Annotated in this window: 24 protein-coding genes and 1 pseudogene; 16 read left to right on the top strand and 9 right to left on the bottom strand. The window is 61.7% G+C overall.

The window, feature by feature from the left end; translation table 11 throughout:
* The first annotated feature begins 13 nt into the window (after positions 1-13).
* The 3 genes from M5B99_RS06365 (at position 14) to M5B99_RS06355 (ending at position 3,136) form a co-directional block, all read left to right on the top strand.
* Entirely contained in the window at positions 14-661 is a 648-nt protein-coding gene (locus M5B99_RS06365) for a MotA/TolQ/ExbB proton channel family protein (RefSeq protein WP_248803233.1), read from the top strand.
* A gap of 72 nt (positions 662-733) precedes the next feature.
* Positions 734-1,972 (top strand): phospholipase D-like domain-containing protein, encoded by a 1,239-nt coding sequence (locus M5B99_RS06360; RefSeq protein ID WP_248803232.1) that lies wholly within the window; start codon positions 734-736, stop codon positions 1,970-1,972.
* Between the two features lie 123 nt (positions 1,973-2,095).
* Positions 2,096-3,136 carry an MFS transporter gene (locus tag M5B99_RS06355; protein ID WP_248803231.1) on the top strand — a complete coding sequence of 347 codons (1,041 nt, stop codon included), beginning with the start codon at positions 2,096-2,098 and terminating at the stop codon, positions 3,134-3,136.
* Positions 3,137-3,165: 29 nt separating this feature from the next.
* On the opposite strand, the gene M5B99_RS06350 is transcribed toward M5B99_RS06355, so the two are convergent.
* The 3 genes from M5B99_RS06350 to M5B99_RS06340 form a co-directional block, all read right to left on the bottom strand.
* Complete coding sequence (locus tag M5B99_RS06350) at positions 3,166-4,566, bottom strand: amino acid permease (RefSeq protein WP_248803230.1); 1,401 nt, start codon at positions 4,564-4,566, stop codon at positions 3,166-3,168.
* A gap of 228 nt (positions 4,567-4,794) precedes the next feature.
* Positions 4,795-5,031 carry a hypothetical protein gene (locus tag M5B99_RS06345; RefSeq protein WP_248803229.1) on the bottom strand — a complete coding sequence of 79 codons (237 nt, stop codon included), beginning with the start codon at positions 5,029-5,031 and terminating at the stop codon, positions 4,795-4,797.
* A complete protein-coding gene (locus M5B99_RS06340; RefSeq protein WP_248803228.1) occupies positions 5,021-5,809 on the bottom strand; it encodes a VacJ family lipoprotein in 789 nt (262 codons plus the stop codon). Before M5B99_RS06340 ends, M5B99_RS06345 begins: the two co-directional genes overlap by 11 nt.
* Before the next feature lie 170 nt (positions 5,810-5,979).
* On the opposite strand from M5B99_RS06340, the gene M5B99_RS06335 reads away from it, so the two are divergent.
* The 6 genes and pseudogenes from M5B99_RS06335 (at position 5,980) to M5B99_RS06315 (ending at position 11,642) form a co-directional block, all read left to right on the top strand.
* Positions 5,980-6,690, top strand: coding sequence for a response regulator (locus M5B99_RS06335; protein WP_248803227.1), 711 nt, complete (start codon positions 5,980-5,982; stop codon positions 6,688-6,690).
* A 74-nt stretch (positions 6,691-6,764) separates the two neighbouring features.
* A complete protein-coding gene (locus M5B99_RS06330) occupies positions 6,765-8,036 on the top strand; it encodes a sensor histidine kinase (protein WP_248803346.1) in 1,272 nt (423 codons plus the stop codon).
* A 260-nt stretch (positions 8,037-8,296) separates the two neighbouring features.
* Positions 8,297-9,325, top strand: a pseudogene (locus M5B99_RS30140) (cache domain-containing protein); the annotation flags it as partial.
* 93 nt (positions 9,326-9,418) lie between these two features.
* On the top strand, positions 9,419-10,183 hold the full coding sequence (locus M5B99_RS30135) for a methyl-accepting chemotaxis protein (protein ID WP_412548699.1): 765 nt from the start codon (positions 9,419-9,421) through the stop codon (positions 10,181-10,183).
* A gap of 94 nt (positions 10,184-10,277) precedes the next feature.
* On the top strand, positions 10,278-11,066 hold the full coding sequence (locus tag M5B99_RS06320; RefSeq protein ID WP_248803225.1) for a DeoR/GlpR family DNA-binding transcription regulator: 789 nt from the start codon (positions 10,278-10,280) through the stop codon (positions 11,064-11,066).
* A gap of 111 nt (positions 11,067-11,177) precedes the next feature.
* Positions 11,178-11,642 (top strand): hypothetical protein, encoded by a 465-nt coding sequence (locus M5B99_RS06315; RefSeq protein ID WP_248803224.1) that lies wholly within the window; start codon positions 11,178-11,180, stop codon positions 11,640-11,642.
* Positions 11,643-11,735: 93 nt separating this feature from the next.
* On the opposite strand, the gene M5B99_RS06310 is transcribed toward M5B99_RS06315, so the two are convergent.
* Positions 11,736-12,458, bottom strand: coding sequence for an SDR family oxidoreductase (locus M5B99_RS06310; RefSeq protein ID WP_248803223.1), 723 nt, complete (start codon positions 12,456-12,458; stop codon positions 11,736-11,738).
* A 131-nt stretch (positions 12,459-12,589) separates the two neighbouring features.
* Here M5B99_RS06310 and M5B99_RS06305 point away from each other — a divergent pair, with 131 nt between their 5' ends.
* The 5 genes from M5B99_RS06305 to M5B99_RS06285 all read left to right on the top strand — a co-directional run bounded on the left by M5B99_RS06305 (position 12,590) and on the right by M5B99_RS06285 (position 16,272).
* Positions 12,590-13,486, top strand: coding sequence for an AraC family transcriptional regulator (locus tag M5B99_RS06305; RefSeq protein ID WP_248803222.1), 897 nt, complete (start codon positions 12,590-12,592; stop codon positions 13,484-13,486).
* A 111-nt stretch (positions 13,487-13,597) separates the two neighbouring features.
* On the top strand, positions 13,598-14,467 hold the full coding sequence (locus tag M5B99_RS06300; RefSeq protein ID WP_248803219.1) for a Kdo hydroxylase family protein: 870 nt from the start codon (positions 13,598-13,600) through the stop codon (positions 14,465-14,467).
* 214 nt (positions 14,468-14,681) lie between these two features.
* Positions 14,682-14,792 carry a TM2 domain-containing protein gene (locus M5B99_RS29950; protein WP_318654565.1) on the top strand — a complete coding sequence of 37 codons (111 nt, stop codon included), beginning with the start codon at positions 14,682-14,684 and terminating at the stop codon, positions 14,790-14,792.
* A 266-nt stretch (positions 14,793-15,058) separates the two neighbouring features.
* On the top strand, positions 15,059-15,586 hold the full coding sequence (locus M5B99_RS06290; protein ID WP_248803218.1) for a sterol desaturase family protein: 528 nt from the start codon (positions 15,059-15,061) through the stop codon (positions 15,584-15,586).
* Positions 15,587-15,624: 38 nt separating this feature from the next.
* Positions 15,625-16,272, top strand: a complete 648-nt coding sequence (locus tag M5B99_RS06285) for a VOC family protein (protein ID WP_248803217.1) — start codon at positions 15,625-15,627, stop codon at positions 16,270-16,272.
* A gap of 54 nt (positions 16,273-16,326) precedes the next feature.
* On the opposite strand, the gene M5B99_RS06280 is transcribed toward M5B99_RS06285, so the two are convergent.
* Positions 16,327-17,202 carry a DUF4087 domain-containing protein gene (locus M5B99_RS06280; RefSeq protein ID WP_248803216.1) on the bottom strand — a complete coding sequence of 292 codons (876 nt, stop codon included), beginning with the start codon at positions 17,200-17,202 and terminating at the stop codon, positions 16,327-16,329.
* A 304-nt stretch (positions 17,203-17,506) separates the two neighbouring features.
* Here M5B99_RS06280 and M5B99_RS06275 point away from each other — a divergent pair, with 304 nt between their 5' ends.
* Together M5B99_RS06275 and M5B99_RS06270 are read left to right on the top strand one after the other, a co-directional pair.
* Positions 17,507-17,974, top strand: coding sequence for a hypothetical protein (locus M5B99_RS06275; RefSeq protein ID WP_248803215.1), 468 nt, complete (start codon positions 17,507-17,509; stop codon positions 17,972-17,974).
* A complete protein-coding gene (locus M5B99_RS06270; protein WP_248803214.1) occupies positions 17,971-18,261 on the top strand; it encodes a type II toxin-antitoxin system RelE/ParE family toxin in 291 nt (96 codons plus the stop codon). Before M5B99_RS06275 ends, M5B99_RS06270 begins: the two co-directional genes overlap by 4 nt.
* Positions 18,262-18,385: 124 nt before the next feature.
* Here the strand turns inward: M5B99_RS06270 and M5B99_RS06265 are convergent, their stop codons facing one another.
* Genes M5B99_RS06265 through M5B99_RS06250 form a run of 4 tightly spaced genes read right to left on the bottom strand, consistent with a single transcriptional unit; the run spans position 18,386 to position 23,524 of the window.
* Positions 18,386-18,607, bottom strand: a complete 222-nt coding sequence (locus M5B99_RS06265) for a formate dehydrogenase subunit delta (protein ID WP_248803213.1) — start codon at positions 18,605-18,607, stop codon at positions 18,386-18,388.
* Positions 18,604-21,492, bottom strand: a complete 2,889-nt coding sequence (gene fdhF / locus M5B99_RS06260) for a formate dehydrogenase subunit alpha (protein ID WP_248803212.1) — start codon at positions 21,490-21,492, stop codon at positions 18,604-18,606. Before fdhF ends, M5B99_RS06265 begins: the two co-directional genes overlap by 4 nt.
* Positions 21,489-23,051 (bottom strand): formate dehydrogenase beta subunit, encoded by a 1,563-nt coding sequence (locus M5B99_RS06255; RefSeq protein WP_248803210.1) that lies wholly within the window; start codon positions 23,049-23,051, stop codon positions 21,489-21,491. Before M5B99_RS06255 ends, fdhF begins: the two co-directional genes overlap by 4 nt.
* Positions 23,048-23,524 (bottom strand): formate dehydrogenase subunit gamma, encoded by a 477-nt coding sequence (locus tag M5B99_RS06250; RefSeq protein ID WP_248803209.1) that lies wholly within the window; start codon positions 23,522-23,524, stop codon positions 23,048-23,050. The genes M5B99_RS06255 and M5B99_RS06250 overlap by 4 nt, the downstream gene beginning before the upstream one ends.
* Between the last annotated feature and the right edge of the window lie 396 nt (positions 23,525-23,920).

Here is a 23,920-nt window from a genome sequence, read left to right as displayed (position 1 = left end):
AGGTCACCCGATCATGGACATGAACCTGCTTCACGAAATCACCTTCTATGTGATGTATGCGGCCCTGGCGATTGCGATCTTTATCGCCATCGAGCGCGCCATCTATTTCGCTTATGTGCGGCGTTCGGCCCGGGCGCTGATGGAGGCCCTGGGCTCCCATGTACACAGCACGAAGGACCTGCCGCAGGCACTGACCCGGCGTGACAGCCTGCCTTTGGACATGGCTTCGGCGGTGCTGGCGCAGAAGGCCAGCCATGGGCCGCGCAAGGACCTGGACGACGTGATCGATACCCAGTACCTGGCCAGTCGCGCGCCGTTGGCCCGCAGCCTGTGGATCATCGAGACCGTCACCACCGCCGCGCCGCTGTTGGGTTTGCTGGGGACCATCCTCGGCATCATCGACACCTTCAAGGCGTTGGCCAGTGCCGGGGTCTCCGATCCGGGCCAGATCTCCGCTGGTATCGGCACGGCCTTGTTCGCCACCGGCCTGGGGATTGCCATCGCGTTGTTCTGCGTGGTGTTCCACAACTTCTTCCAGGACAGCCTGGAGCGCATCAACGACCAGCTCAAGATGTTGCTGATCCGCGCGTCGAGCGGTGCCCGTGTACAGGCTGAAGTTCCGCATCGGGCGGCGAGCCCGGCGCAGTTGCAGACGGCCTGATTTCGCGGCTCCCTCTCCGCCCCCTGTCGGTACGAGCCGGCAGGGGACGGTGCATTGATTGAAGAGAGTCTTATGCGCAGCTTCCTGAAGTTTCAACCGACACTGCTTCGCGTCGGCATGGCGGGCCTTGTCGGCCTGCTGCTCAGTCCGCTGGCCCAGGCGGACTTTTCCATTCCCGGTTTCGAGCTGGTGCATACCGTCCCGCTCGCCACCGATCTCGGCGCCCCCGATTTGCGTCAACCCGGTCCGGTCTGGATCGAGCTCTTCGACGGCGCCAAAAGCCGAATCGATATCGGCCAGTTCTATGCCGCGGACCATCCCGGTTCGGTGATGGACAAGGTCATGGACAGCCTTGAGGCCGCCGGCAAGCGTGGCGTGAAGATTCGTTTCCTGCTGGAAGAGAAGGGTGTGAAGCTCTCCGAGGACGCCACCCTCGACCGGCTGCGCAAGATCCCCAACCTGACCTTCCGCGTGCTGCCGTACGCACGCCTGAGCGGCGGTATCATCCACGCCAAGTACCTGGTGGTGGACGGCCGGCAGGCGTTTATCGGCAGCCAGAATTTCGACTGGCGCTCGCTTGAGCATATTCATGAAACCGGCTTGCTTATCAGCGATGCGACGATGGTCGGCCAGGTCCAGGCGATCTTCGACCAGGACTGGAAAGCCCAGGCTGCGTTGGCTGACAACCAACCGGTGGCGCTGCCCAAGGTCGGGAAAGAGCCGACGCGCACCGGCAATTACCTGGTGGCCAGTCCGCAACGCTACAACCCGCCGGGTGTCGGCGATTCGCAGCTGGAATTGCCGCGCTTGCTGGCCGAGGCCAAGCATGAAGTGCGGGTGCAACTGCTCGACTATGCACCGTTGTCCTACGGTCCGGATAAAACCCGTCCGTACTATGCGGTGATCGACAATGCCATGCGGGCGGCGGCGGCGCGCGGGGTGTCGATCAAGTTGATGGTCTCCGACTGGAACACTGGCAAGCCGGAGATTGCCTACCTCAAGAGCCTGGCGGTCCTGCCCAATGTGCAGGTCAAGATCGTCACCTTGCCGCAGGACCCGCAGGGCTTTATCCCCTATGCGCGAGTTATCCACAGCAAGACCATGGAGATCGACGGGCAGGTGGCTTGGGTCGGGACCAGCAACTGGCTCGGCGGCTACCTCGACAACTCGCGCAACCTGGAAGTAGTGATGCGCAACAGCGCCATGGCCGAGCGGATCGAGGCCTTGCATGAGCAACTGTGGGATGGACCGTATGCCTGGCCGCTGGATATTGCCCGGGATTATCCGGCGCCGCATCCGGGCAAGCCCTGATCCCCAATTGCGAAGAGGTCTTCGTCACTGCGTCAGGTTGTTCAGGGGGAATCAGCAGAATGTTGAAACACCCTGATCATCAGCGCCGCTGGGCCTGACGACGCGCCAGCCATGGAGGTATTTATGCGCTCACCTGCCTTGACGGTACATATCGTTGGTATCGCCTATGGCTGTGTACGAATGCTGATCGGTGCCATCTCCGTGGCCTATTTGATGCGTGCCGGTTTGAGCCTGCCGCAGATCGGTCTGTTGAAGTCGTTTCAGGCGGCGGTCATCGTCTTTATCGATATTCCACTTTCTTATTTTTCCGATCACTACAGTCGAAAGTTTTCCATTGCGTTGAGTGTGCTTTTCTCAGCGATTTGGCTGGCGTTGACCGGGATAAGCGAGGGCTTCTATGGCTTTCTCCTGGCGGAATTTTTTAATGCGCTGTCGCTCGGGATGATGTCAGGCACCTTCAGTGCCTATTTGTATGATGTGTCGAAAAGCGAGGGCGCCGATCACCAGGCCGTGACGATATTTGCCCGCTATCAGAAAAATCAGTTCTTCTTCATGGGGATCGCCTCTTTGCTGGGAGCCGGCGTGTTTACGCTGGAGCCAAGGCTAGCCTGGTTCATGGCGGCGCTGCTGATGTCGGTGGTCTTGCTCATTACCTGGTTCCTGCCCTCGGACAACTTTTTTAAAGCGCCCAAAGATCGCGCAATGATGGGGCGCTTGAAAGCCGATATGGCCAGTATGAGGGAGGTGTTCAGGCAGAACGGGCAGGTGGGGCAGGCAGTGATTCTCCTGGCGCTAGGCTACGGTCTGGTGCTGCAGTCGCTGATTCAGTATTGGCAGGTGTTGGCCGATATCGAACACGGCAATCTGCCGTTGGGCGTGCTACTGGGGGCGGTGTTCTTTGTCGTTCTGATGGCGCAGTCCTTGTCAGGAAAACCTGCGCTCAACCTTTCTTTCGGGGTTTGCCACGGTGGGCAAGATCATCATGTTTGTCACGATGCCGATCATTGCTGGCTTGATCGGAAGCTCGGGCGTCTGGTTTTTTCTGATCGCCTTCGTGCTCCTGGTTTTGACGTCGGGCTTTCTATTTGGCACTGCCGCAGAAGTGCAGAAAGAAAGTTCTCTATAACTCGGGGCCACAAAAAAGGGGACCTTGCGGTCCCCTGAGTGTTCAAGTCGTCTATCAAGCCAGCGTCTCAGCTGACGGTGCGCGTCCGGCCCTTGGCCAGCCGCAGCCGGTACAAGCCATAGATGAACAGCACCCACAGCGGCATCACATACACCGAGACACTGATCCCCGGAATCATCAGCATCACCGCCAGGATCAGCGCGACGAAGGCCAGGCACAGGTAGTTGCTGAACGGGGTCCAGAACGCCTTGAAGCCCGGGACCACGCCTTGCCGTTCCATGGCCTTGCGGAATTTCAGGTGGGTCAGGCTGATCACGATCCAGTTGATGATCAACGAAGCCACCACCAGCGCCATCAACAGCTCCAGCGCTTCATGGGGCGCCACGTAGTTGACCACCACGCACAGCAAGGTCACCAGCGCCGAGACCCCAATCGCCCGTACTGGCACGCCCTGTTTGTTCAGTTTCATCAGGGATTTGGGAGCATCGCCTTGCTCGGCCAGGCCGAACAGCATGCGGCTGTTGCAGTACACGCCGCTGTTGTAGACCGACAGGGCGGCGGTCAGCACCACCACGTTGAGGATCTGCGCCGCCGTGTCGCTGCCGATCAGGGCGAAGATCTGCACGAACGGGCTGCCGCTGTAGGCGTCGCCGGAAGCGCCGAGGGTGGTCAGCAACTGGTCCCACGGGTACAGCGACAACAGCACGGTAAGGGCGCCGACATAGAAGATCAGGATCCGCAACACCACCTGATTGATTGCCTTGGGGATCACCTTGCGCGGCTCGCTGGCCTCGGCGGCGGTGATGCCCACCAGCTCCAGGCCACCGAAGGAAAACATGATGAAGCACAGCGCCATCAGCAGGCCGCTGAAACCGTTGGGGAAGAATCCACCGTGGCTCCACAGGTTGCTGACCGAGGCTTGCGGGCCGCCGGTGCCGCTGATCAGCAGGTAGCAACCGAGGGCGATCATGCCGATGATCGCCACCACCTTGATGATCGCGAACCAGAATTCGGTTTCGCCGAACACCTTGACGTTGGTCAGGTTGAGCAGGTTGACCAGTACGAAGAACACCGCCGCGCTGACCCAGGACGGCACATCGGGCCACCAGAACTGCACGTACTTGCCGACGGCCGTGAGCTCGGCCATGCCCACCAGTACGTAGAGCACCCAGTAGTTCCAGCCGCAGAGAAAGCCCGCGTAGCCGCCCCAGTATTTATGGGCGAAGTGGCTGAACGAGCCGGCCACCGGCTCTTCGACGATCATCTCGCCGAGCTGGCGCATGATCAGGAACGCGATGAAACCACAGATCGCATAACCGAGGATCATCGCCGGTCCCGCGGACTTGAGTACGCCGGCGGAGCCCAGGAACAGCCCGGTGCCGATGGCCCCACCCAGGGAAATCAGCTGGATATGGCGGTTTTTCAGGCCGCGCTTGAGCAAACCCGGTGTCAGGTTTTCACCCGTCATTGCTTCACCTTCTCTAGTTTTTCTTCTCGGTGTCGACCTGAGCGGGCCAGGCGTGCAACCGGTACTGATGCTCGACATAAGCGGCGTGGATATTAAATCCCGAAGGTGCGGGGCTCAAGTATTACGCAGGTTCGAGGGGGAAATAGAGAAGAAGCTGTAGGCGCCTGAGCGGCTTCGAGAGTGCCGGATCACTCTCGAGGCGGGCGAGAAGGGCTCAAGGACGGGGTGTCAGACGCTGTGTTCGGCGCGCTGGACAAGCCAGCGCAATAGATCGTCCATTGGCACCTGGTGATGGCGTTCGACCCACTGCGAACCTTGCGGGCTGTAGTGTTCGGTATAGCTACTGAGGATCAGGTGGCGCCGATCGTCCGACAGCCGCAGGCTGACCTCATGGCAGTGCAGGTCACTGTCGGCGTGTTTGCTCACCCGTTGTTCCAGAATCAGTGCCCGCCGTTCAGAAACCATCCCGGGCGGCTCCCTGGCAGCGGTCCTTCTCCGGCTGGGTGCTGCCCTGCTTGCCTTCCTCCACGAAAGCCGCGCGGTGTTCGGCGACCACATTACGCAGTGCGCTGTAGTAGTCCGGCAGTTTTTGCAGGCTGTCGGTGAGCGGCAGCAGTTCGGCGCGCTGGTCGATCACGCCGCCGACCAGGCTGACCGTCGTCAGGGTCTTGATGGTGTCGCTGTTGCTGCCGAAGGGATTGAAGGCCAGGCCCAGCACCCGTCCGGCGGCATCGCGGGCATTGCCGGTGCCGAGCAGCGGCAACTCGACGATGGGCCCGTTGCCGATGCCCCAGACGCCAAAGGTCTGGCCGAAGTCGGCGGTGTGGCGGGGGATGCCCATCGGGTCCGAGACATCGATCAGCCCCACCACGCCGAGGGTAGTGTTGACGGTAAAGCGCCCCAGGGTCGTGGCCGAACGTTTCAGGTTGCCTTGCAGCAGGTCGTTGACGAACACCTTGGGCTCGCCGAAGTTGCTGGTGAAGTTATGCACACCCTGCTGAAAAAAATTCGGCAGGTAGCGATAGCCCCGGGCCACAGGCGCCAGGGCATAGTCATCGACCGCCTTGTTGAAGGCAAAAATCCCCCGGTTGACCCGCTGGGCCGGGTCGAACACCGGATAATCGACTTGCGCGCAGTTGGCGCTCGCCACCGGGGCCTGGCTGCCGCAGCCGGCCAGGTACGAAACGGTCAGCAACAGCGCGGCGTGACGGAGCAGGGCGGGCGAGCACTTGAGCGGGGGCATGGGCAAACGGTCTCTGCGGAATACGGGAGGCCGATGCTGGCAGCCGCGCCTTGCGCAAAGATGTCTGCTTTATTGCTTCGTTGACGGTTTGTTACCGCATTGAAATATATGACGGAGCGCGGCGAATGGTTTTAGATGGGGCTCTTTCCAACTTCAAGTGATGGCCGCCGGTGAGCAGTCTGTTGATCGTGGACGATGACCTCGAGGTCCTTGCCCTGCTGAAGAAATTTTTTGTGCTGCACGGCTACAGCGTGGAGGTCGCCGCCGATGGCGCCGCATTGTGGGCCGCGCTGGAGTGCCAGGCCCCGGACCTGATCATCCTCGACCTGATGCTGCCGGGAGAGAACGGCCTGATGCTGTGCCAGCGCCTGCGTCGGCAGTACGCGACCCCGGTGATCATGCTGACCGCCATGGGCGAGTTGAGCGACCGGGTGGTGGGCCTGGAAATGGGCGCCGACGATTACCTGGGCAAACCCTTCGACGCCCGCGAGCTGCTGGCGCGAGTCCGGGCGGTGTTGCGCCGGGCCGGGGAAAGTCGGCCCTTGACCGGTGACGTGCCACGCCCGCTGATCCGCTTCGCCGACTGGCAACTGGACCTGACCCGACGTGAACTGCGTTCGCCGGACCAGGTGATGATCCCGCTGTCGGCCGGGGAGTTCGATCTGCTGCTGGTGTTTGTCGAGCATCCCCAACGCATCCTCACCCGCGAGCAACTGCTGGATTTGGCCCGCGGGCACAGCCATGACGCGTTCGACCGCAGCATCGACGTCCAGGTCAGCCGCCTGCGGCGCAAGCTGGAATTCGACACCAAGCGCCCGGCGATGATTCGCACGGTGCGCAATGGCGGCTATCTGTTCAGCCCTGATGTGACGCGTCAGTGAGTCGCCTTGGAGCCGGACGTTATCGCCCAAGGGACACGGTGGCCCGCTGGATCGCCCTGACCATCCTGACGGCGATGCTCACGGCGCTGGGGTTCAATGCGCTGTTCGTCAAGCTGGCCGGTGTCTGGGCCTATCCCTCCCTGATCGAGACCGGCCTGCTGGAAAGGATCGCCTCCATCAGCCGCGTGCTCGAAGCCTCCGACCCCGGGCAGCGTGCCCGTCTGGCGGCGGTGGTCAGCGACCCGAACATGCAGGTGAACTGGTACCTCCGCCGCCGCGATATCGCCCAGCCGAAAATCGTCGAAGAAGTCCGCGGGCGGGGATCGGAAGCCATACGCCGGGCACTCGATGCACCGCATCGCCGGATCGAGGCCTATCGCCCCTCCGACTGGCAGGGCCCGGGCGGGCGTTATGCCTTGCTGATCCAGTTGGACGACGGCTCCTGGCTGATGTTTTCCGCCGCCTCACGCAGCTGGGGGCTGGAGGAGGGGCCGCGTGGGCTCATAGTGATCGTGCTGGTGCTGATTTCCACGGCGGTCGTCACGCTGATCGCCACCCGCCGTCTGGCCAGGCCCCTGCAACAATTTGCCCTGGGCGCGCGGCGTTTTGGCGTCGACTTCCGGGCGCCGCCGGTGGAGCCGGTCGGGCCCCATGAAATCCGCCAGGCGATCCTCGCCTTCAACGCCATGCAGGCCCAGTTGCAACATTTCATCAAGGACCGCACGCAGATGCTTGCGGCCATCTCCCATGACCTGCGCACGCCCTTGACCCGTATGCGCCTGCGTGGCGAGTTCATCGAGGACGAGGAGCAGCAAAAACGCCTGTTTCGCGACGTCGATGAAATGCAGGCAATGATCAACTCGGCACTCGAGTTCTTCCGCGACGATGCGCGCCTGGAAGAAGCGACCTCCTTCGATCTGGCGGAGTTGTTGCAAACCCTGGTGGACGATTATCGCGACCAGGGGCTTGAGGTCGACTTCGTGGGGCCGTCCAGGTGGGTGTATTTCGGGCGACCGTTGGGACTGAAGCGGGTCATCGGCAATTTGCTGGATAACGCCATCAAGTACGGCAGCGCACCATCGATCGAGTTGGAAGCGGACGCAGAACGACTGCTGATCCGCGTGCAGGATCGGGGGCCGGGTATCGCCGCGGATTGCCTTGAACGGGTGTTTGAACCGTTTTTTCGGCTGGAGAGTTCGCGCAACAAGAGCACCGGCGGCGTCGGGCTGGGCTTGTCGGCGGCGCGGGCGATTGTGCTGGAGCAGGGCGGGGCGCTGACCCTGCGCAACCGGGCGGGTGGCGGGTTGATCGCCCTGGTGGCATTGCCGGCGCAAGGGGCCTTGTAGGCCGCGTCTGGCAGATGTGCTGGTTATCAGGTCAGTTTTATAAATAGAACATTGACAACTTCATACACCGGTAAAGAAAGTGTTGTAACGCTGGGGCGATCAGTTTTTTTGATGCCAGCCCCCGGATATTTGTTGTTTGACAGCCCTTTAAGTAACACTGAAACTTTCCCCATTAAGGGTGGTTTTCGCCCTGCCCATTGTTTTGTCCTGCCTTGATATAAAGTCAAACAAAAACCCTCCATTGTGCAGTAGCCAAAACCATGAATATTCGTTTGAAGTTCAGTCAGAAGATCCTGCTCGCCGTTTCTACCGTGGTTGTTGTGGTCTTTGCGGTTTTCGCACTGTATGGCGATTATCAACAGCGCAACGAAATCAGCGGGAATATCGAGAGCAACTTGCACACCAGCGGGCAGGTCCTGGCCCAGAATATTCAAACCTGGTTGAGCGATCGTTTGCTGTTGGTGGACGCGATGGCCCAGGTCGTCGCGCTCGACCCCGCCAGGGAGAAGGTCCATACCTTGCTTCAACAGCCTGCGCTCACCTCGACCTTCGTCGCCAGCTACAGGGCAACGCGCGACGGAGCCTTCGATATCTTCCCCGAGCGAGTCATGCCTGACGGCTACGATGCCCGCCAACGGCCCTGGTACTCGGATGCGCTTAAAAACGGTCCGATCCTGACCGAACCCTATATCGGTGTGGGCAGCGACTACCTGGTCATGAGCGAAGCGGCACCGATCAAGTCCGGCGACCAGGTACTGGGTGTGCTCGGGGTCAATATCAGCCTGGACAAGATGGCCAGGATGATCAACGCGCAGGATTTCGGTGGTATCGGTTATGCCTTCCTGGTCAGTGCCGACGGCAATATCCTGGTGCACCCCGACAAAACCCTGGTCACCAAGAACCTGCGTGATGTCTACGGCATGGCGCCGACGCGGATCGGCGCCGAGCTGACCGAGGTACAGCAGGCGGGCACTGCGCAGTTGCTGACCTTCATGCCGGTACAGGGCCTGCCTTCGGTGAAGTGGTATGTGGGTCTGGCCGTCGACAAGCACAAGGCCTACGCGGCGCTGACCCAGTTTCGTCTCTCGGTACTGATTGCGACCGTGGTCCTGCTGGCTATCACCTTCGTCCTGCTCAGCCTGTTGATCCGCTTGCTGATGAAACCCTTGCACCACATGACCCGCGCCCTGGAAGACATTGCCCAGGGTGATGGCGATCTGACGCAGCGCCTGCCTATCCAGTCGCGCGACGAGTTCGGCCACCTGGCGGGGGCCTTCAACCGTTTCGTCGAACGGATCCATGGTTCGATCCGTGAGGTGGCCTCGACCACCGCCCGTTTGAGCCAGGTGGCCAGTCGGGTCGTGAATGCTTCCAACGCCTCGATGAGCAACTCGGACAATCAGTCCCAGCGCACCAGCAGTGTCGCGGCGGCCATCAATCAATTGGGGGCCGCGGCCCAGGAGATCGCCGTGAATGCCGCGGACGCCTCACAAGGTGCGTCCGATGCGCGAGACACGGCGGATGAAGCGCGGCGGGTGGTCGAACGCTCGATCCAGGCGATGAATGAACTGTCGACCAAGATCCTTTCCTCCAGTACGCGGATCGAGCAGCTCAATAGCCACACGTCGAGCATTGGCCAGATCCTCAAGGTGATCCAGGCGATTTCCGAACAGACCAATCTGTTGGCCCTGAATGCCGCCATCGAGGCCGCCCGTGCCGGCGAATCGGGGCGCGGGTTCTCGGTGGTCGCCGATGAAGTGCGCAACCTCGCCGGGCGGACCCAGGCCTCGGCCCAGCAAATCCACGGGATGATCGAGGAGCTGCAAGTCGGTTCCCGGCAGGCGGTGCGCACCATGGCCGAGAGCCAGCAATACAGCGCGGAGAGCGTGGCCATCGCCAATCAGGCCGGCGAGCACTTGGGGCAGGTCACCCGGCGTATTGGTGAGATCGATGGGATGAACCAGTCGGTGGCCGCCGCCACCGAAGAGCAGACCGCCGTGGTCGAGGCGATCAACATGGACATCACCCAGATCGACACCTTGAACAAGGACGCGGTGGCGAACCTCAATGCCACGCTGCTGGCCTGTTCCGACCTGGAACAGCAGACCACCCGGCTGGAGCAATTGGTCAGTGGTTTCCGTATTTGAGGTGTCCTTTATCTGAGCGTCGCTTCGCCCAGAGTTGCCATTCGTCCTGGAGTCTCGTATAAATCGGCACAAACATGCAGACTCAGGCATAAACATGCAAAACGTTCACCAAGCGTCGGAGCTGCCACACCTGCGGCGGCAAAAGATCCTGTTGTTGCTCGAACGGGACGGCAAGGTCATGGCCTCGGAGCTGGGCCAGCATTTCGCGGTCTCGGAAGACACCATCCGCCGCGACCTTGCCGAGCTCGCCCAGGCCGGGCTGTTGCAGCGGGTCCATGGCGGTGCGTTGCCGCGTCCCAAGGACACCGGCAAGGACTACTTCACCCGGGTCGCCGAACCCAATGAAGTAAAAACCCGCCTGGCCCGGATAGCGGCACGCCGTGTCGAGCCGGGGCAGATCGTGCTGTTCGACTCGGGTAGCACCACCTTGCAGATCGCCCAGTCGCTGCCGTCCGGGCTGTCGCTCACCGCCGTCACCTGTTCACCGATGATCGCCATGACCCTGGCAGAACATCCGGGCATCACCGTGATCCTGGCCGGCGGCAAGCTCAACCCGGCGACCATGGCCTCTGGTGGGCATGAGGCGGTGCGCCTGATCCAGGGCATCAAGGCCGACCTGCTGTTTACCGGCGTCTGCGCGATTCACCCGGAGATGGGGATTACCTCCCTGCATTACGACGAAGTCGCCGTGAAACAGGCCATGCTCGACAGCGCCTCGCACGTGGTGGCGGTGACCACGGCCGACAAGCTTGGGGCGGTGGAACCGTTTGTGGTGGCGCCCTGCACGCGTTTGCAGACGATGCTCACCGAGCACTTTGTACCGTCGGAGGATATCGAGGCTTATCGGCGAATGGGGATCGAGGTTGTACAGTTGGAGACATGAGGCGACTGGCCGACACGGGAAGTACTTTCTTGAAACAGTCGTTCATACACTAACTTCGAAGAGGTATTTCAAGCGTCTATAGTTTGAATTCATGCCAAAGGAGGGCGTGTTATGACATTCAATGACTTGATCGGTAAGTATTTATTTCTACCCATGCTCGATACCTTTGAATGGCCGGATGAGATCTGGCCCTGTTTTCAGGTGTTGGCGGGACATGATTTTGTCGGGGAAATAACCTGTTTCTATAGTGAGGCCAGTCAGGCCGGGAAAGTGCTCGGTTCCTTCTCCCCCGAAGAGGGCGGTCGTGAGGAGGAGGGGTATTTGCGCGTCACATTGGACGGCCTGACCTCGGATCTTCAATGCGATGTCGAAGGCAGTTTTTGCCAGCTGTACAAGGCGCCGTCACAAGCGGTCATGAGCAGGATGTGGCAGGCGACGTACTATAAATTGCTCAGCAACAGTGCAGGTGACTATAACTTGTGGCTGATGCGTTCTCAGGAGGGCGCGGCCATTTTGCAGTTCAGTGTGGCGGATGAGCTCAGGCGCTCGCGTCTGGCGAATGTGAGAACCTGTTAGCGGCTGGCGGAATCACGAGGGCCGACGGATGCCGGTCCTCGCGTTGTTTCACTGCCCTGGGGGCGAGGATCACAGCCTTGGAGAAGGGGCCGATTACCAGGGGATGCTGCCGTTCTCGTCGAAGTAGCCGCCGGTGACGCCGTCTTGGTCGAGCGTCGCCAGTCTGACAATGATCTCGGCGGCCTGTTCCACCGTGCGATAGCCGCGGTGATGGTTGAAGTCGGTCTTGGTGTAGCCCGGATCGGCGGCATTCACCCGGATGCCAGTGTCCGCCAGCTCCTTGGCAAAGGACAGCATCACCGCATTGAGCGCCGACTTCGAGCTGTTGTAGCCGAGGATATTGACCGAGGCGAACTCATTGTCCGGGTCGCTTAGCGAGTGGAGAGAGCCCAGGCCGCTACTGACCATGACGATATTGGCGTGGGCCGAGGCCTTGAGCAGGGGCAGGAACGCCTGCGTCGTGCGGATCGGGCCGAACACATTGACTTCGTAAACCGCTTTGATGGTGCTCAGCTGCATCTCGCTGGGGGCCGACATATCGCCCAGTATGGCGGCATTGTTGATCAGCACGTCGAGTCGGCCATCTTCCCGCTGCACGCGCTCGGCGGCGGCCTTGACACTGTCGTCGCTGGCGGTATCGATCTGCAGGACCTGGATATCCTGGCCCATGTCGCGCAATAGCTGGGCTGCTGTTTCGCCGCGAGCCAGATCGCGACTGCCCATCCAGACCTTGTAGCCGAGCTCGCCGAGACGCCGCGCGGTTTCAAAGCCGATGCTTTTGTTGGCGCCGGTGATCAATACTGTTTGCTTGAGCATCTGGTTTCTCCTGTGTGGGTGAAACCAGTTTGCTCGTCGGCGTCAGGACGGGTGTGCCGGTTACTGGCTAGTTCTTGCCTATTACTGGCGCTTCGGTTGACGGTTGGCGCGGTGAGTGAGAGTTTTCGACCATGAACAACAGACTTGATCAACTCAAACACTTCGTGCGCCGGCATGCCAAGGGCCGGCAGACCGCAACCGGTATGCCGCGGCTTTCCATCATGATGGGCGAAACCCGCACCGGCCGTCTGCCGGGACTTTACGATCCGATGATCTGCCTGGTGTTGCAGGGCGCGAAGCGGGTGATGATCGGTGATCAGATCCTTGAGTACGGTACCGGTTGCTACTTTATCGCCTCGGCCGAAATACCGGCCAGCGGCGAGGTGATCGACGCCAGCCCGCAACTGCCGTACCTGTCGGTGGCCCTGGTCTTCGACCCCGAGGTCATTGCCTCGTTGTTGCTGGAGATGCCGGTTGTCGGGGAAAAGAGCCTGGGCCGCAGCTTTGCCGTCAGCGCCGCCGATGATGAACTGATCGATGCCTTTGGGCGGATGCTGCGCTTGATGGAGCGGCCCCAGGAAATCGCCGTGCTGGCGCCGTTGTTGGAGCGCGAGATTCTGTTTCGGCTGCTGCGGGGGCCTCAAGGGGGCATGTTGCGCCAGATCGCCCGGGCCGACAGCCGCCTGTCCCGCGTCCGTCGGGTGCTGAACTGGATACGCCAGCACTATGTGGAAAGGTTTCGGGTCGAGGACCTGGCGCGGCTTGCCGATATGAGCCCGTCGGTCCTGCATCGGCACTTCAAGGCGGTCACGGCCATGACCCCGATCCAGTACCAGAAGCGTATCCGCCTCCATGAAGCCCGCCGCCGTTTGCTGGCAATGCCGGGTGATGCGGCCGGGGTGGCCTTTGAAGTGGGCTATGAAAGTGCCTCCCAATTCAGTCGCGAGTATGCCCGGTTGTTTGGCGTGCCGCCGGCCAGGGATGCCAGGCAATGGCGGAGCAAGGTGCCGGCTGAGGTGTCTAGCTGAGCCCTCTTGAGCGGGGGGCATCTTGTCAGAGAAGGTAACAAAACATTGCAATGGTCGGTCGGATCACCGCATCATTACAGGCCTACTCCCCCAAAGAGGCCCCCTGAGGAAATGGATTCTCAGATAATAGGCATCGATTTCGCCGATTGGCGGATGCCTGAAGTGAACGCGGACTGGATCGCCGCGTTGGAAGCGGGCAAGGTGCTTTATTTCCCCCGGTTGTCGTTTGAACTGCGAGAGGAAGAGAAGTCCTTGCTCCGTCCGGATGTTCGCTCGCCCAAGGCACGTAATATCAGCCTGGATGCGAATAATCACCTCAAGGGCGCCGAAGGCGATGCTGCCGTGCAACAGGCGCTGACCGAGATGATCGGACGTTTCCGTGAGCAGGCGCAGACGCTGGTGTACTCGCTGCTGCCCCGCTACCAAGGCGCGTTGCGCCTGGCGCCTACCAGCTACCGTCCGATGCGGGTCGAGACCCGTGCCCAGTCCTGGCGCGCGGATGACCGGCGCCTGCATGTCGACGCTTTTCCTTCGCGTCCCAACTATGGCGAGCGGATCCTGCGGGTGTTCAGCAACGTCAACCCCGAGGGCGTGCCGCGGGTGTGGCGTGTCGGCGAGCCTTTCGAAACGGTTGCCCGCAAGTTCCTGCCACGGGCCAAACCCTATATGGCCTGGCAGGCCAGCTTGTTGAAGGCGTTGCACATCACCAAGTCATATCGCAGTGAATATGACCATCTGATGTTGCAGTTGCATGACGGCATGAAAGGCGATCAGACCTATCAGGAAACCGCCGAGCAGGTGACCATGCCATTTGCCGCCGGCTCGGTCTGGGTGTGCTTCTCGGACCAGGTGCCGCATGCGGTCATGTCCGGCCAGTACATGCTCGAACAGACCTTGCACATCCCTGCCGACAAGCAGTACGACACCCAGTCCAATCCCTTGGCGATCCTGACGCGGATGATGGGTCGGCCTTTGGTTTGAGCCCACGCTGATTTGTGCTGAAACGCCGGCTGCGGCCGGCTCGGCAGCTTGGCTTTGCGCCCCCGATTCGATTCCCCGTTCGGCGCCAAGGTCGGGATCGCGTTCTGATGCATGAAGCGCGGGACCTTCGGGCCCCGGGCTTTATCCTGATAGTGACTGTGCTTTTTCCCGCAATTTCGCCGACGGCGCTGCGGCGAGCGGCAACTCGAAGAAAATCCCAGCAGCTCTGCTGGCATTCTTCCTCGGTGCTTTTGGCGTGCACAAGTTCTACCTGGGCTACAACGTCCAGGGCGTGATCATGCTGCTGGTGTTCCTGTTCGACTGAGCAATGCCCTGTCTGTGCGGCGGCTATGCCTTACCCTCTCGATATTCTCCAGGAGCACAGCTGCTCGTGATTGCTGGAGGTTTGGCCCACGTCAATGGATGTCCAAGATACTTCGACGTACCTGGCGCTTCGTAGTCAACTTGTTACGGGTTTATCACCTGTATGAGTTATCACATTCGATTTGCCCGTCTACCGGGGTATGCTTGAGCACGGCTGAATCATTTTCCGGCCGCTTTTTCGACGTAACTGCGAGCTCACGGCGTTCCATGATCACCCACGTTGCCCTGTTTTTCTGCACCCTGATGGCCATGGAAGGGGTCGGTTACCTCGCGCACAAGTACGTCATGCACGGCTGGGGCTGGTTTCTGCACCGTTCCCATCATGAGGAGCACCTGGGCGCCTTCGAGACCAACGACATCTACCTACTGGTATTGACGGCGGTGGCCGTCACCCTGATCGTGCTGGGCAATAGCGGCTACGAGCCCCTGCAGTGGATCGGCGCCGGAGTGGCGGCGTTCGGGATCATCTATGTCGTGGTGCATGACGGCGTCGTCCACCGCTATTGGCCATTTCGGCCGCGACCGCGTCATCCCTACCTGAAGCGCCTGTATCAAGCGCACCTGCTGCATCATGCGGTGAAGGGGCGTAAGAACAGCGTGTCGTTCGGCTTTCTGTATGCGCCGCCATTGCGCACGTTGAAGAGGCAGTTGCGGGAGTCGCGTGAGGCGACCGGGCTTGAAGGGGAAGGGCACCGTTCAGTGTGGCGGGGTGATAGCGCGAGTGAGTCTGAATAAGACCAGGGCGAAGAAAATTTCTTGAGGGAGCTGATCGCGTGAAAAGTACCATCGATCATCTGGCTATCGTGGCGCCGGACCTTGATACCGGCTGTGCGTTCGTCACTGGCGTTCTGGGCGTCGACCTTCAACCGGGCGGTGCCCATCCACGCATGGGCACCCATAACCGGCTGCTTCGCCTTGGTCCTGAGCTTTATCTGGAAGTGATTGCGGTGGACCCATTGGCTGAACGCCCCCGTCGGCCTCGCTGGTTCGGTCTTGATCAACTTGCGCCTGACTCACCGGCACGCCTGGCGACATGGGTTGCGCGTACCGATGATATCCAGGCTGTCAGCGCTTCTTGCCACGACATCCTCGGGGATGTGGAGCCCATGACCAGAGGAGCATTGTCCTGGCAGATAACGATACCTGCGGACGGCAGCCTCCCTTTGGGAGGGGTTGCCCCGACCCTGATCCAATGGGCGCAGGCGACTCATCCCGCGAGCGCAATGCAAGACAAAGGCTGTTCTCTAGTGGCTTTGGATGTCTTCCATGCTGATCCGGAAAAAGTCAGAACGGTGCTGTCGGCCATAAACTTTTCGGGGCCGGTTTATCTTCATGCGCTCAAAGACACTTCAACTCCGTTTCTTGTCGCACATATTCAAACACCCAATGGCTTAAAAGCATTGCCGATTTCAGGCGCGTGAGTTGAACTCGGATCTGCGGTGGTCACCGGGAACAAACTACGCGCCGAGTACCTTCTACTGCTTCTCGTCAAATCGGACCGATCGAATGATTGCGCCAATCGTGTCGAAGTCCTGGTAGTAACCCACGGTGTCGAACAGCAACTGCGTCTTGGCGTTGTAGACGATGGCCATCAGGCAGGTGCCGCCGGCGGCATGAAAGCCGGTCTCTTCATCACCGACGCCACAGGTCTGGGTCGTCTGCATGCCTTTCCAGCCGGGGCCTTCGATGATGTCGACAGGGCTGGGCGAGTCCATGCCGGCGCTACGCATCCAGACGCCGTCCTCTTGGGAAAAGACCATGCTGTCGGCGGCCTGTTGCAGCGTGCCGTGCTGGACGCAGAGGTTGAGGGTGTATTCCTCGTTGGTCTGTGTCTTTGGCTGATTGAGGTTCAGGCATTCCTTGTTCTTGCTGATTTTCCAGCCCTTCGGGTAGTTGAAGCTGAAGCCATCGGCCTGGTAGGGCTTCGTGCTTTTGGCTGTGGCCGGCACATCGGGTGGTCGTGGCGCCAGCGGATTGGCCGGCTCGTGCAAGGTTGTATCGTTGCGGCAGGCCGCCAGTGGGCGGGCGACGGCGTTGGTGAGGTGGTTCAGGCGGTGGGTCTCGGGATCGGCGCTGGCGGTCATGCAGCCGCAGCCGTAGCCGTAATGCCCGTTGGTGCGCACCCATTGCGCATCGCTGAATTGTGGCCATTCGCCTACGGCCTGGTAGCCACCCTGAGTAGCGATTTCCCAGGTGCCATCACGGTCGGTGAGGGTGGCGTTCGCCGCGGTCGGGTTCTCGAACCAGCCGCAGCGGCGTTCGACCTTGTCGGCGGCGTGGGCCGGCAGGATTGCGCAGGTCAGCGCGAGAGTGATCAGGGCTGACTGGATGTGCAGGGAGCGGAGCGGCATGGAGCGTCCTTGTCTGTGAGCGGCACAGGGCGGCGGTGCACTGGAGTGGTCGCCGAAAGCATAGGTGATGATAGCGAATGTAGGGCCATTCTCGCGGCAGTAAAGTGCGTGAGCCTTGCCGCGAGGCCTTGGGCTTTGGTGTAGGCGGGTGACGTCTGGCTTGTGCCGATTTTGCTGGTGAGTGTTGGCAGGCTCACCGCGTTATCGTTCCTCGCGAGCAAGCTCGGCTCCGACAATAATTGCAGGTTAATTGTTACTCGCGTACTTTAATAACAATTAATCGTGATGCTATAGGGCAATCGCTATGCACACTCTCACGTTGGAACAACTGCGGGCCACCACCGAAGCGGGTGGCATCGTCGGTGTTACCTTGAAAGCGCAGGGCGGGGTTTTTTTCGTCCAAGTAGAAACCCGGAACGGAGACGCCGCCGTACTGGCCAAGGCGCGTAGTAGCGAGCCGCGCAGTTTCGGTAATCCTGGCCAGGCCCTGAACCTGCTACTCGGGCTCGGCCTTGTGGTTGGTGCCTTCGATGTTGCGCTTTGGAATCCCGAGGACAGGAGCGCCAGCCGGACCCGACCAGATCGTGCTGAGGCGCTGAAACGCACGCATGGGGCCGCCGAGCACGACAAATGGTTTCGGGAGCAGGTACGGCAAGGGCTCATCGAAGCGGATGATCCGAATACCCAGTGGGTATCGCATGAAGAGGCGAAATCAAGCTGGGCGGCGAAACGAGCAGGGTTGGCGAAACGCATCAAGGAGGGTGGTTCTTGATTATTCGCTGGCTCCCCAGTGCGATTCAGGATCGTGATGTACAGCTCGATTACACTGGCGAGCGCAACCCTGGTGCTGCGATCGATCAGGGTGATCGTATTGAACATCAGGTCAGCCAGTTGCTCGATCACCCGGAGATGGGGCGGTTCGGTCGTATCGAAGAGACTCGTGAACTGGTCATTGGCGGAACCCCGTTCGTCATTGTCTATCGCCTCAGGCCCCGCCTCAAGCTGATTGAGATTATCCGCTTGTTACACGGTGCCCAGCAGTGGCCGAAAACTGATTGAGCGAGTGCAATGGTGCATTGCCAGACGCTGCTTTGGAAACGCAGAGGGTCGATTCTAAAAGCACTGGAACACCCCTCGACCCGTCCTCACAGGCCAAGGGGGCATCCCAAGCGATCGTCTGAACCTAAGCCTCCCACCCCGCCCCACTGACCGCCGCCTGCGCCAGCGGGTGCAAGTCCGCCCCCTGATGCTCGGTCTGCCAGGCGAGCAACTCCTTGCGCATGCCGGGCGTCCAGAACAACTGCAGATGATTACGCACACCGAGCACGGCCTGTTGCTGGTCCGGTTCGGTGGCGAAGTACTGGGCGATCTGGTTGGCCATCTTGATCAGGTTTTCAGTACTCATCGGCGCACCTCGGCTTTGGCTCCGGCGCCGCGTTCATGGCGGCGCTCGTCGAGCAGGCGTTGTTGTTCGTCGCTGAATTCCTGATAGCGTTTCTGCCACTCGGACGGGTGGTAGACGCGGCTGACCTCCACAGCGGTGACCTTGTACTCCGGACAGTTGGTGGCCCAGTCGGAGTTGTCGGTGGTGATAACGTTGGCCCCCGACTCAGGGAAGTGGAAGGTGGTGTACACCACGCCCGGGGCGACCCGTTCGGTGACCCGCGCGCGCAGTACGGTCTGTCCGGCGCGGCTGCCGATGCCGACCCAGTCGCCTTCGTTGATGCCACGGCTCTCGGCGTCGCTCGGGTGGATTTCCAGGCGGTCTTCGTCGTGCCAGGCGACGTTCTCGGTACGCCGGGTCTGGGCGCCGACGTTGTACTGGCTGAGGATGCGCCCGGTGGTCAGCAGCAGCGGATAGCGATTGTTGACCTTCTCCTCGGTGGGGATATAGCCGGTGAGCATGAAGCGACCCTTGCCGCGCACGAATTCCTCGATGTGCATGGTCGGCGTGCCATCCGGTGCCTCGGCGTTGCACGGCCATTGCAGGCTGCCATGGCTATCCAGCGCGGCGTAGCTGACATTGGTGAAGGTCGGCGTCAGGCTGGCGATTTCATCCATGATTTCCGACGGGTGCTTGTAGTGCATGGGGTAACCCAGGGCGTTGGCCAGGGCCACCGTACCTTCCCAGTCGGCCTTGCCGCCCAGCGGTTCCATGACCTTGCGTACCCGCGAGATGCGCCGCTCGGCGTTGGTGAAGGTGCCGTCCTTTTCCAGGAACGAACTGCCCGGCAGGAACACATGGGCGAACTTGGCGGTTTCGTTGAGGAAAATGTCCTGCACCACGATGCATTCCATCGCCGATAGAGCGGCCGTGACGTGCTGGGTATTGGGGTCGCTCTGGGCGATGTCTTCGCCCTGGCAATACAGGCCCTTGAAGCTGCCGCTGAGGGCGGCCTCGAACATGTTGGGGATGCGCAGCCCCGGATCGGGTTGCAGGCTGACGTGCCAGGCTTGTTCGAACTGCGCCCGTACCACTTCATTGGAGATGTGCCGGTAGCCGGGCAGTTCGTGGGGGAACGAGCCCATGTCGCAGGAACCCTGCACGTTGTTCTGCCCACGCAGCGGATTCACGCCGACGCCTTCGCGGCCGATATTGCCGGTGGCCATGGCCAGGTTGGCGATGCCCATGACCGCGGTGCTGCCTTGGCTGTGCTCGGTGACGCCGAGGCCGTAGTAGATCGCCGCATTATTGCCGCCGGCATACAGGCGGGCGGCGGACCGGATATCGGCCGCGGCGACGCCACAGATCGCGCCAAGCACTTCCGGCGAGTTTTCCGCGCGGCTGACGAACTCGCTCCAGTGGGCGAAATCGCTGCCCTCGCAGCGGGCGTCGATAAAGGCCTGGTCGAGCAGCCCTTCGGTGACGATGACGTGGGCCAGGGCGTTGAGCATGGCGACGTTGGTGCCCGGGCGCAGGGCCAGGTGCAGCTCGGCGCGGCCATGCACCGCGTCCACCAGGTCGATGCGCCGTGGGTCGATGACGATCAGTCGCGCGCCTTCACGCAGGCGGCGTTTGAGTTGGGAGGCGAACACCGGGTGGGCGTCGCTGGGGTTGGCACCGATCACCAGGATCACGTCGGCCTGCATCACCGAGTCGAAACTCTGGGTACCGGCGGACTCGCCCAGGGTTTGTTTCAGGCCATAGCCGGTCGGCGAGTGGCAGACCCTGGCGCAGGTGTCGACGTTGTTGTTGCCGAAGGCGGCCCGTACCAGTTTTTGCACCAGATAGGTTTCTTCGTTGGTGCAGCGGCTGGAGGTGATGCCGCCGATGGAGTCGCGCCCGTACTTCTGCTGCAGGCGGCGGAACTCGCTGGCGGCGTAGGTCACCGCTTCATCCCAGCTGACTTCCTGCCAAGGATCGTTGATGTGCTTGCGGATCATCGGCTTGGTGATGCGATCCGGGTGGCTGGCATAGCCCCAGGCAAAGCGTCCCTTGACGCAGGAATGGCCGTGGTTGGCCTGGCCGTTCTTGTCGGGGACCATGCGCACCAGCTTGTCGCCTTTCATTTCGGCGCGGAACGAGCAGCCCACACCGCAATAGGCGCAGGTAGTGATCACGGCGCGCTCGGGCTGCCCCAGTTCGACCACGCTTTTTTCCATCAGGGTCGCGGTGGGGCAGGCTTGCACACAGGCGCCGCAGGACACGCATTCCGAGTCGAGGAAGTTCTCGCCGCCGGCGGCCGCGACCCGCGATTCGAAGCCGCGTCCGGTGATGGTCAGGGCAAAGGTGCCCTGGGTTTCTTCACAGGCGCGTACACAGCGGTTGCAGACGATGCACTTGCTCGGATCGTAGTCGAAGTAGGGGTTGGAGGTGTCCTTCTGCTCGGCCAGGTGATTTTCACCTTCATAGCCGTAGCGCACTTCCCGCAGCCCGACCTGGCCGGCGACGGTCTGCAGTTCGCAGTTGCCGTTGGCCGAGCAGGTCAGGCAGTCCAGCGGGTGATCGGAGATATACAGCTCCATGACATTGCGGCGCAGGGTGGCGAGCTTCGGCGTCTGCGTGTGCACGCTCATGCCTTCGCTGACCGGCGTGGTGCAGGACGCCGGGTAGCCGCGCATGCCGTCGATCTCCACCAGGCACATGCGGCAGGAGCCGAAGGCTTCCAGGCTGTCGGTGGCGCAGAGTTTCGGAATGGTGGTGCCCAGCAGCGCGGCGGCGCGCATCACCGAGGTGCCTTCGGGCACGCTGATGCTGCGGCCGTCGATGTTCAGGGTGACCTGTACCTGGCTGTCGCGGGCCGGGGTGCCGAGGTCGATATCGGTATTCGGGTCGAAGAGAGTGATCATTGCTCGGCCTCCGAGGATTGCAGACCGAAGTCGGCGGGGAAGTACTTGAGGGCGCTGGCTACCGGATAGGAGGTCATGCCGCCCAGTGCGCAGAGCGAACCGTATTGCAGGGTGTCGCACAGGTCCTTGAGGATGAGTGCCTGGGTATCGCGAGCGTTCTGGTCCGGTGCGGCCAGCAGGCGGTCGATCACCTCCACGCCGCGGGTCGAGCCGATACGGCAGGGCGTGCATTTGCCGCAGGATTCCTCGGCGCAGAACTGCAGGGCGAAACGCGCCATGCGGGCCATGTCCAGGCTGTCGTCGGCTACCACCACACCACCGTGACCGAGCATGGCGCCGATGGCGGCGAAGGCTTCGTAATCCAGCGGGGTGTCGAATTGGCTGGGTGGCACCCAGGCGCCGAGGGGGCCGCCGACTTGGGCGGCCTTCAGCGGCCGGCCACTGGCGGTACCGCCGCCGTAGTCTTCCACCAGTTCTCGCAGGGTCAGGCCGAAGGCGCGTTCCACCAGGCCGCCGTGACGAATATTGCCCGCCAGCTGGAAGGGCATGGTGCCCAGGGAGCGGCCCATGCCGTAATCGCGATAGAACGGCGCGCCCTTGGCCAGGATCAGTGGCACCGAGGCCAGGGTCAGCACGTTGTGCACCAGGGTCGGCAGGCCGAACAGGCCCTTCAGGGCGGGGATCGGCGGCTTGGCGCGGACGATCCCGCGCTTGCCTTCGAGGGAGTCCAGCAGCGCGGTTTCCTCGCCACAGATGTAGGCGCCGGCACCGACGCGCACTTCCATGTCGAAGGCCAGGCCGCTACCGCCGACATTGGCGCCGAGGTAACCGGCGGCGCGGGCGATCTCCAGGGCCTCGCGCAGGGTGGCGACGGCCTGTGGATATTCCGAGCGCACATAGATGTAGCCGTAGCTGGCACCGACGCTGATACCGGCAATGGCCATGCCTTCGATCAGCAGGAACGGGTCGCCCTCCATCAGCATACGGTCGGCGAAGGTGCCGGAGTCGCCTTCGTCGGCGTTGCAGACAATGTATTTCTGCGCCGCCTGGGCGCTGCGCACCGTGCGCCATTTGATCCCGGCGGGGAAGGCCGCGCCGCCACGACCACGCAGGCCGGAATCGAACACGGCGCTGGCGGTCTGTTCGCCGCCCAGGGCGATGGCCTGGGTCAAGCCCTCGAAGCCGCCGTGGGCGCGGTAATCCTCAAGAGACAATGGGCGGGTGATGCCGGCGCGGGCAAACAGCAGGCGTTGTTGTGTCTTCAGGTAAGGCAGTTGCTCCACCGGGCCCAGGGCCAGCGGATGAGCGGACGGATCGCCTTGCAGCGCATCGAGCAGCGACGGTACATCGGCAACGGTGAGTGGGCCGAAGCCGATACGGCCCTGCGGGCTGTCGATTTCCAGCAGCGGTTCCAGCCAGTACAGGCCACGGGAACTGGTGCGTTGCAGATCCAGCGGCAGGTTGCGTTCGCCGGCCTGGGTGGCCAGGGCCACGGCGACCTCATCGGCACCCACGGCACGGGCAAGGGAGTCTGCGGGGAGATAGAGGCTCGGCATCATGCGTCCTCCCGGCAGGTATCAAGCAGGGCATCCAGGCGTTCGGCGCTGAGTCGCGCATGCACCTGGCCATCCAGCTCCAGGGCCGGCGAGCAGGCGCAGGCACCGAGGCAATACACCGGGCGCAGACTGATGTTGCCGTCGGCGCTGCTGCCGTGGTCATCCAGTTGCAGGCGCTCGCGCAACTGTGCGGCGAGTTGCTCGGCGCCGCGGCTCTGGCAGGATTCGGCGCGGCACAGGCGCAGGATATGCCGGGCCGCAGGCGCGCTACGGAAGTCGTGGTAGAAGCTGATCACCCCGCGTACCTCGGCCTGACTCAGGTTGAGCGCATGGGCAATCTCGGGGACGGTGGCATCGGGGACGTAGCCGATGTCCGCCTGAATCTCATGAAGGATGGGCAATAGTGCGCCGGGGGAGCCCTTGTGGCGCTCCAGCACGTTATTGACCATAGACAGGTGCAACATCTCATCAGGCATACGGCATTCCTCACGGTCACGGACAAACCAGGCGGTTGTCGGTTGTCCGAAAGTGTCGGCTGCGGCACTCACGCCACGTCACGCTAGTGTGGCATTTCAGGCCGTTGGCCAGGCACCCTGGGCGGGTATCTTGTTGGGTCCGGTGCGGTCTTCGCCACACCTCTTCAGGGCATAAAAGCCAGCTTGCCACGCGGCCTTTGAATCGCCTGCACCAAAGCGACGTATGCGGTTCTTTTTGCGACCGCCTGTTGAGTCTAGATGAGTGCTGACCGAGGCGTTGTCCCCGACGGGGCGTGAGGCTCCTTTTTCCAGAAAGTCGGGGCGAAAAAAAACCGCCTTGGTAGGGCGGTTTTTCCGCAGGTCTGGCATAAAGCCAGCCTGCATGGCTCACAGAGT

The organism is Pseudomonas sp. MWU13-2100 (assembly GCF_023242365.1).
Classification (GTDB): domain Bacteria; phylum Pseudomonadota; class Gammaproteobacteria; order Pseudomonadales; family Pseudomonadaceae; genus Aquipseudomonas.
Note: the sequence above shows the minus strand (reverse complement) of the source record. Positions and strands in the feature narration are given on the sequence as shown.

Bases quoted from the DNA above. Each gene is read 5' to 3' on its own strand.
- M5B99_RS06345 (WP_248803229.1), bottom strand. From the start codon at position 5,031: ATGGTTTCTGAACGGCGGGCACTGATTCTGGAACAACGGGTGAGCAAA.
- M5B99_RS06320 (WP_248803225.1), top strand. From the start codon at position 10,278: ATGCAAAACGTTCACCAAGCGTCGGAGCTGCCACACCTGCGGCGGCAA.
- fdhF (WP_248803212.1), bottom strand. From the start codon at position 21,492: ATGATCACTCTCTTCGACCCGAATACCGATATCGACCTCGGCACCCCG.
- M5B99_RS06280 (WP_248803216.1), bottom strand. From the start codon at position 17,202: ATGCCGCTCCGCTCCCTGCACATCCAGTCAGCCCTGATCACTCTCGCG.
- M5B99_RS06310 (WP_248803223.1), bottom strand. From the start codon at position 12,458: ATGCTCAAGCAAACAGTATTGATCACCGGCGCCAACAAAAGCATCGGC.
- M5B99_RS06275 (WP_248803215.1), top strand. From the start codon at position 17,507: ATGCACACTCTCACGTTGGAACAACTGCGGGCCACCACCGAAGCGGGT.
- M5B99_RS30135 (WP_412548699.1), top strand. From the start codon at position 9,419: ATGAGCAACTCGGACAATCAGTCCCAGCGCACCAGCAGTGTCGCGGCG.
- M5B99_RS06265 (WP_248803213.1), bottom strand. From the start codon at position 18,607: ATGAGTACTGAAAACCTGATCAAGATGGCCAACCAGATCGCCCAGTAC.
- M5B99_RS06300 (WP_248803219.1), top strand. From the start codon at position 13,598: ATGGATTCTCAGATAATAGGCATCGATTTCGCCGATTGGCGGATGCCT.
- M5B99_RS06305 (WP_248803222.1), top strand. From the start codon at position 12,590: ATGAACAACAGACTTGATCAACTCAAACACTTCGTGCGCCGGCATGCC.
- M5B99_RS06290 (WP_248803218.1), top strand. From the start codon at position 15,059: ATGATCACCCACGTTGCCCTGTTTTTCTGCACCCTGATGGCCATGGAA.
- M5B99_RS06255 (WP_248803210.1), bottom strand. From the start codon at position 23,051: ATGATGCCGAGCCTCTATCTCCCCGCAGACTCCCTTGCCCGTGCCGTG.
- M5B99_RS06350 (WP_248803230.1), bottom strand. From the start codon at position 4,566: ATGACGGGTGAAAACCTGACACCGGGTTTGCTCAAGCGCGGCCTGAAA.
- M5B99_RS06365 (WP_248803233.1), top strand. From the start codon at position 14: ATGGACATGAACCTGCTTCACGAAATCACCTTCTATGTGATGTATGCG.
- M5B99_RS06330 (WP_248803346.1), top strand. From the start codon at position 6,765: ATGCTCACGGCGCTGGGGTTCAATGCGCTGTTCGTCAAGCTGGCCGGT.
- M5B99_RS06315 (WP_248803224.1), top strand. From the start codon at position 11,178: ATGACATTCAATGACTTGATCGGTAAGTATTTATTTCTACCCATGCTC.
- M5B99_RS06360 (WP_248803232.1), top strand. From the start codon at position 734: ATGCGCAGCTTCCTGAAGTTTCAACCGACACTGCTTCGCGTCGGCATG.
- M5B99_RS06250 (WP_248803209.1), bottom strand. From the start codon at position 23,524: ATGCCTGATGAGATGTTGCACCTGTCTATGGTCAATAACGTGCTGGAG.
- M5B99_RS06355 (WP_248803231.1), top strand. From the start codon at position 2,096: ATGCGCTCACCTGCCTTGACGGTACATATCGTTGGTATCGCCTATGGC.
- M5B99_RS06340 (WP_248803228.1), bottom strand. From the start codon at position 5,809: ATGCCCCCGCTCAAGTGCTCGCCCGCCCTGCTCCGTCACGCCGCGCTG.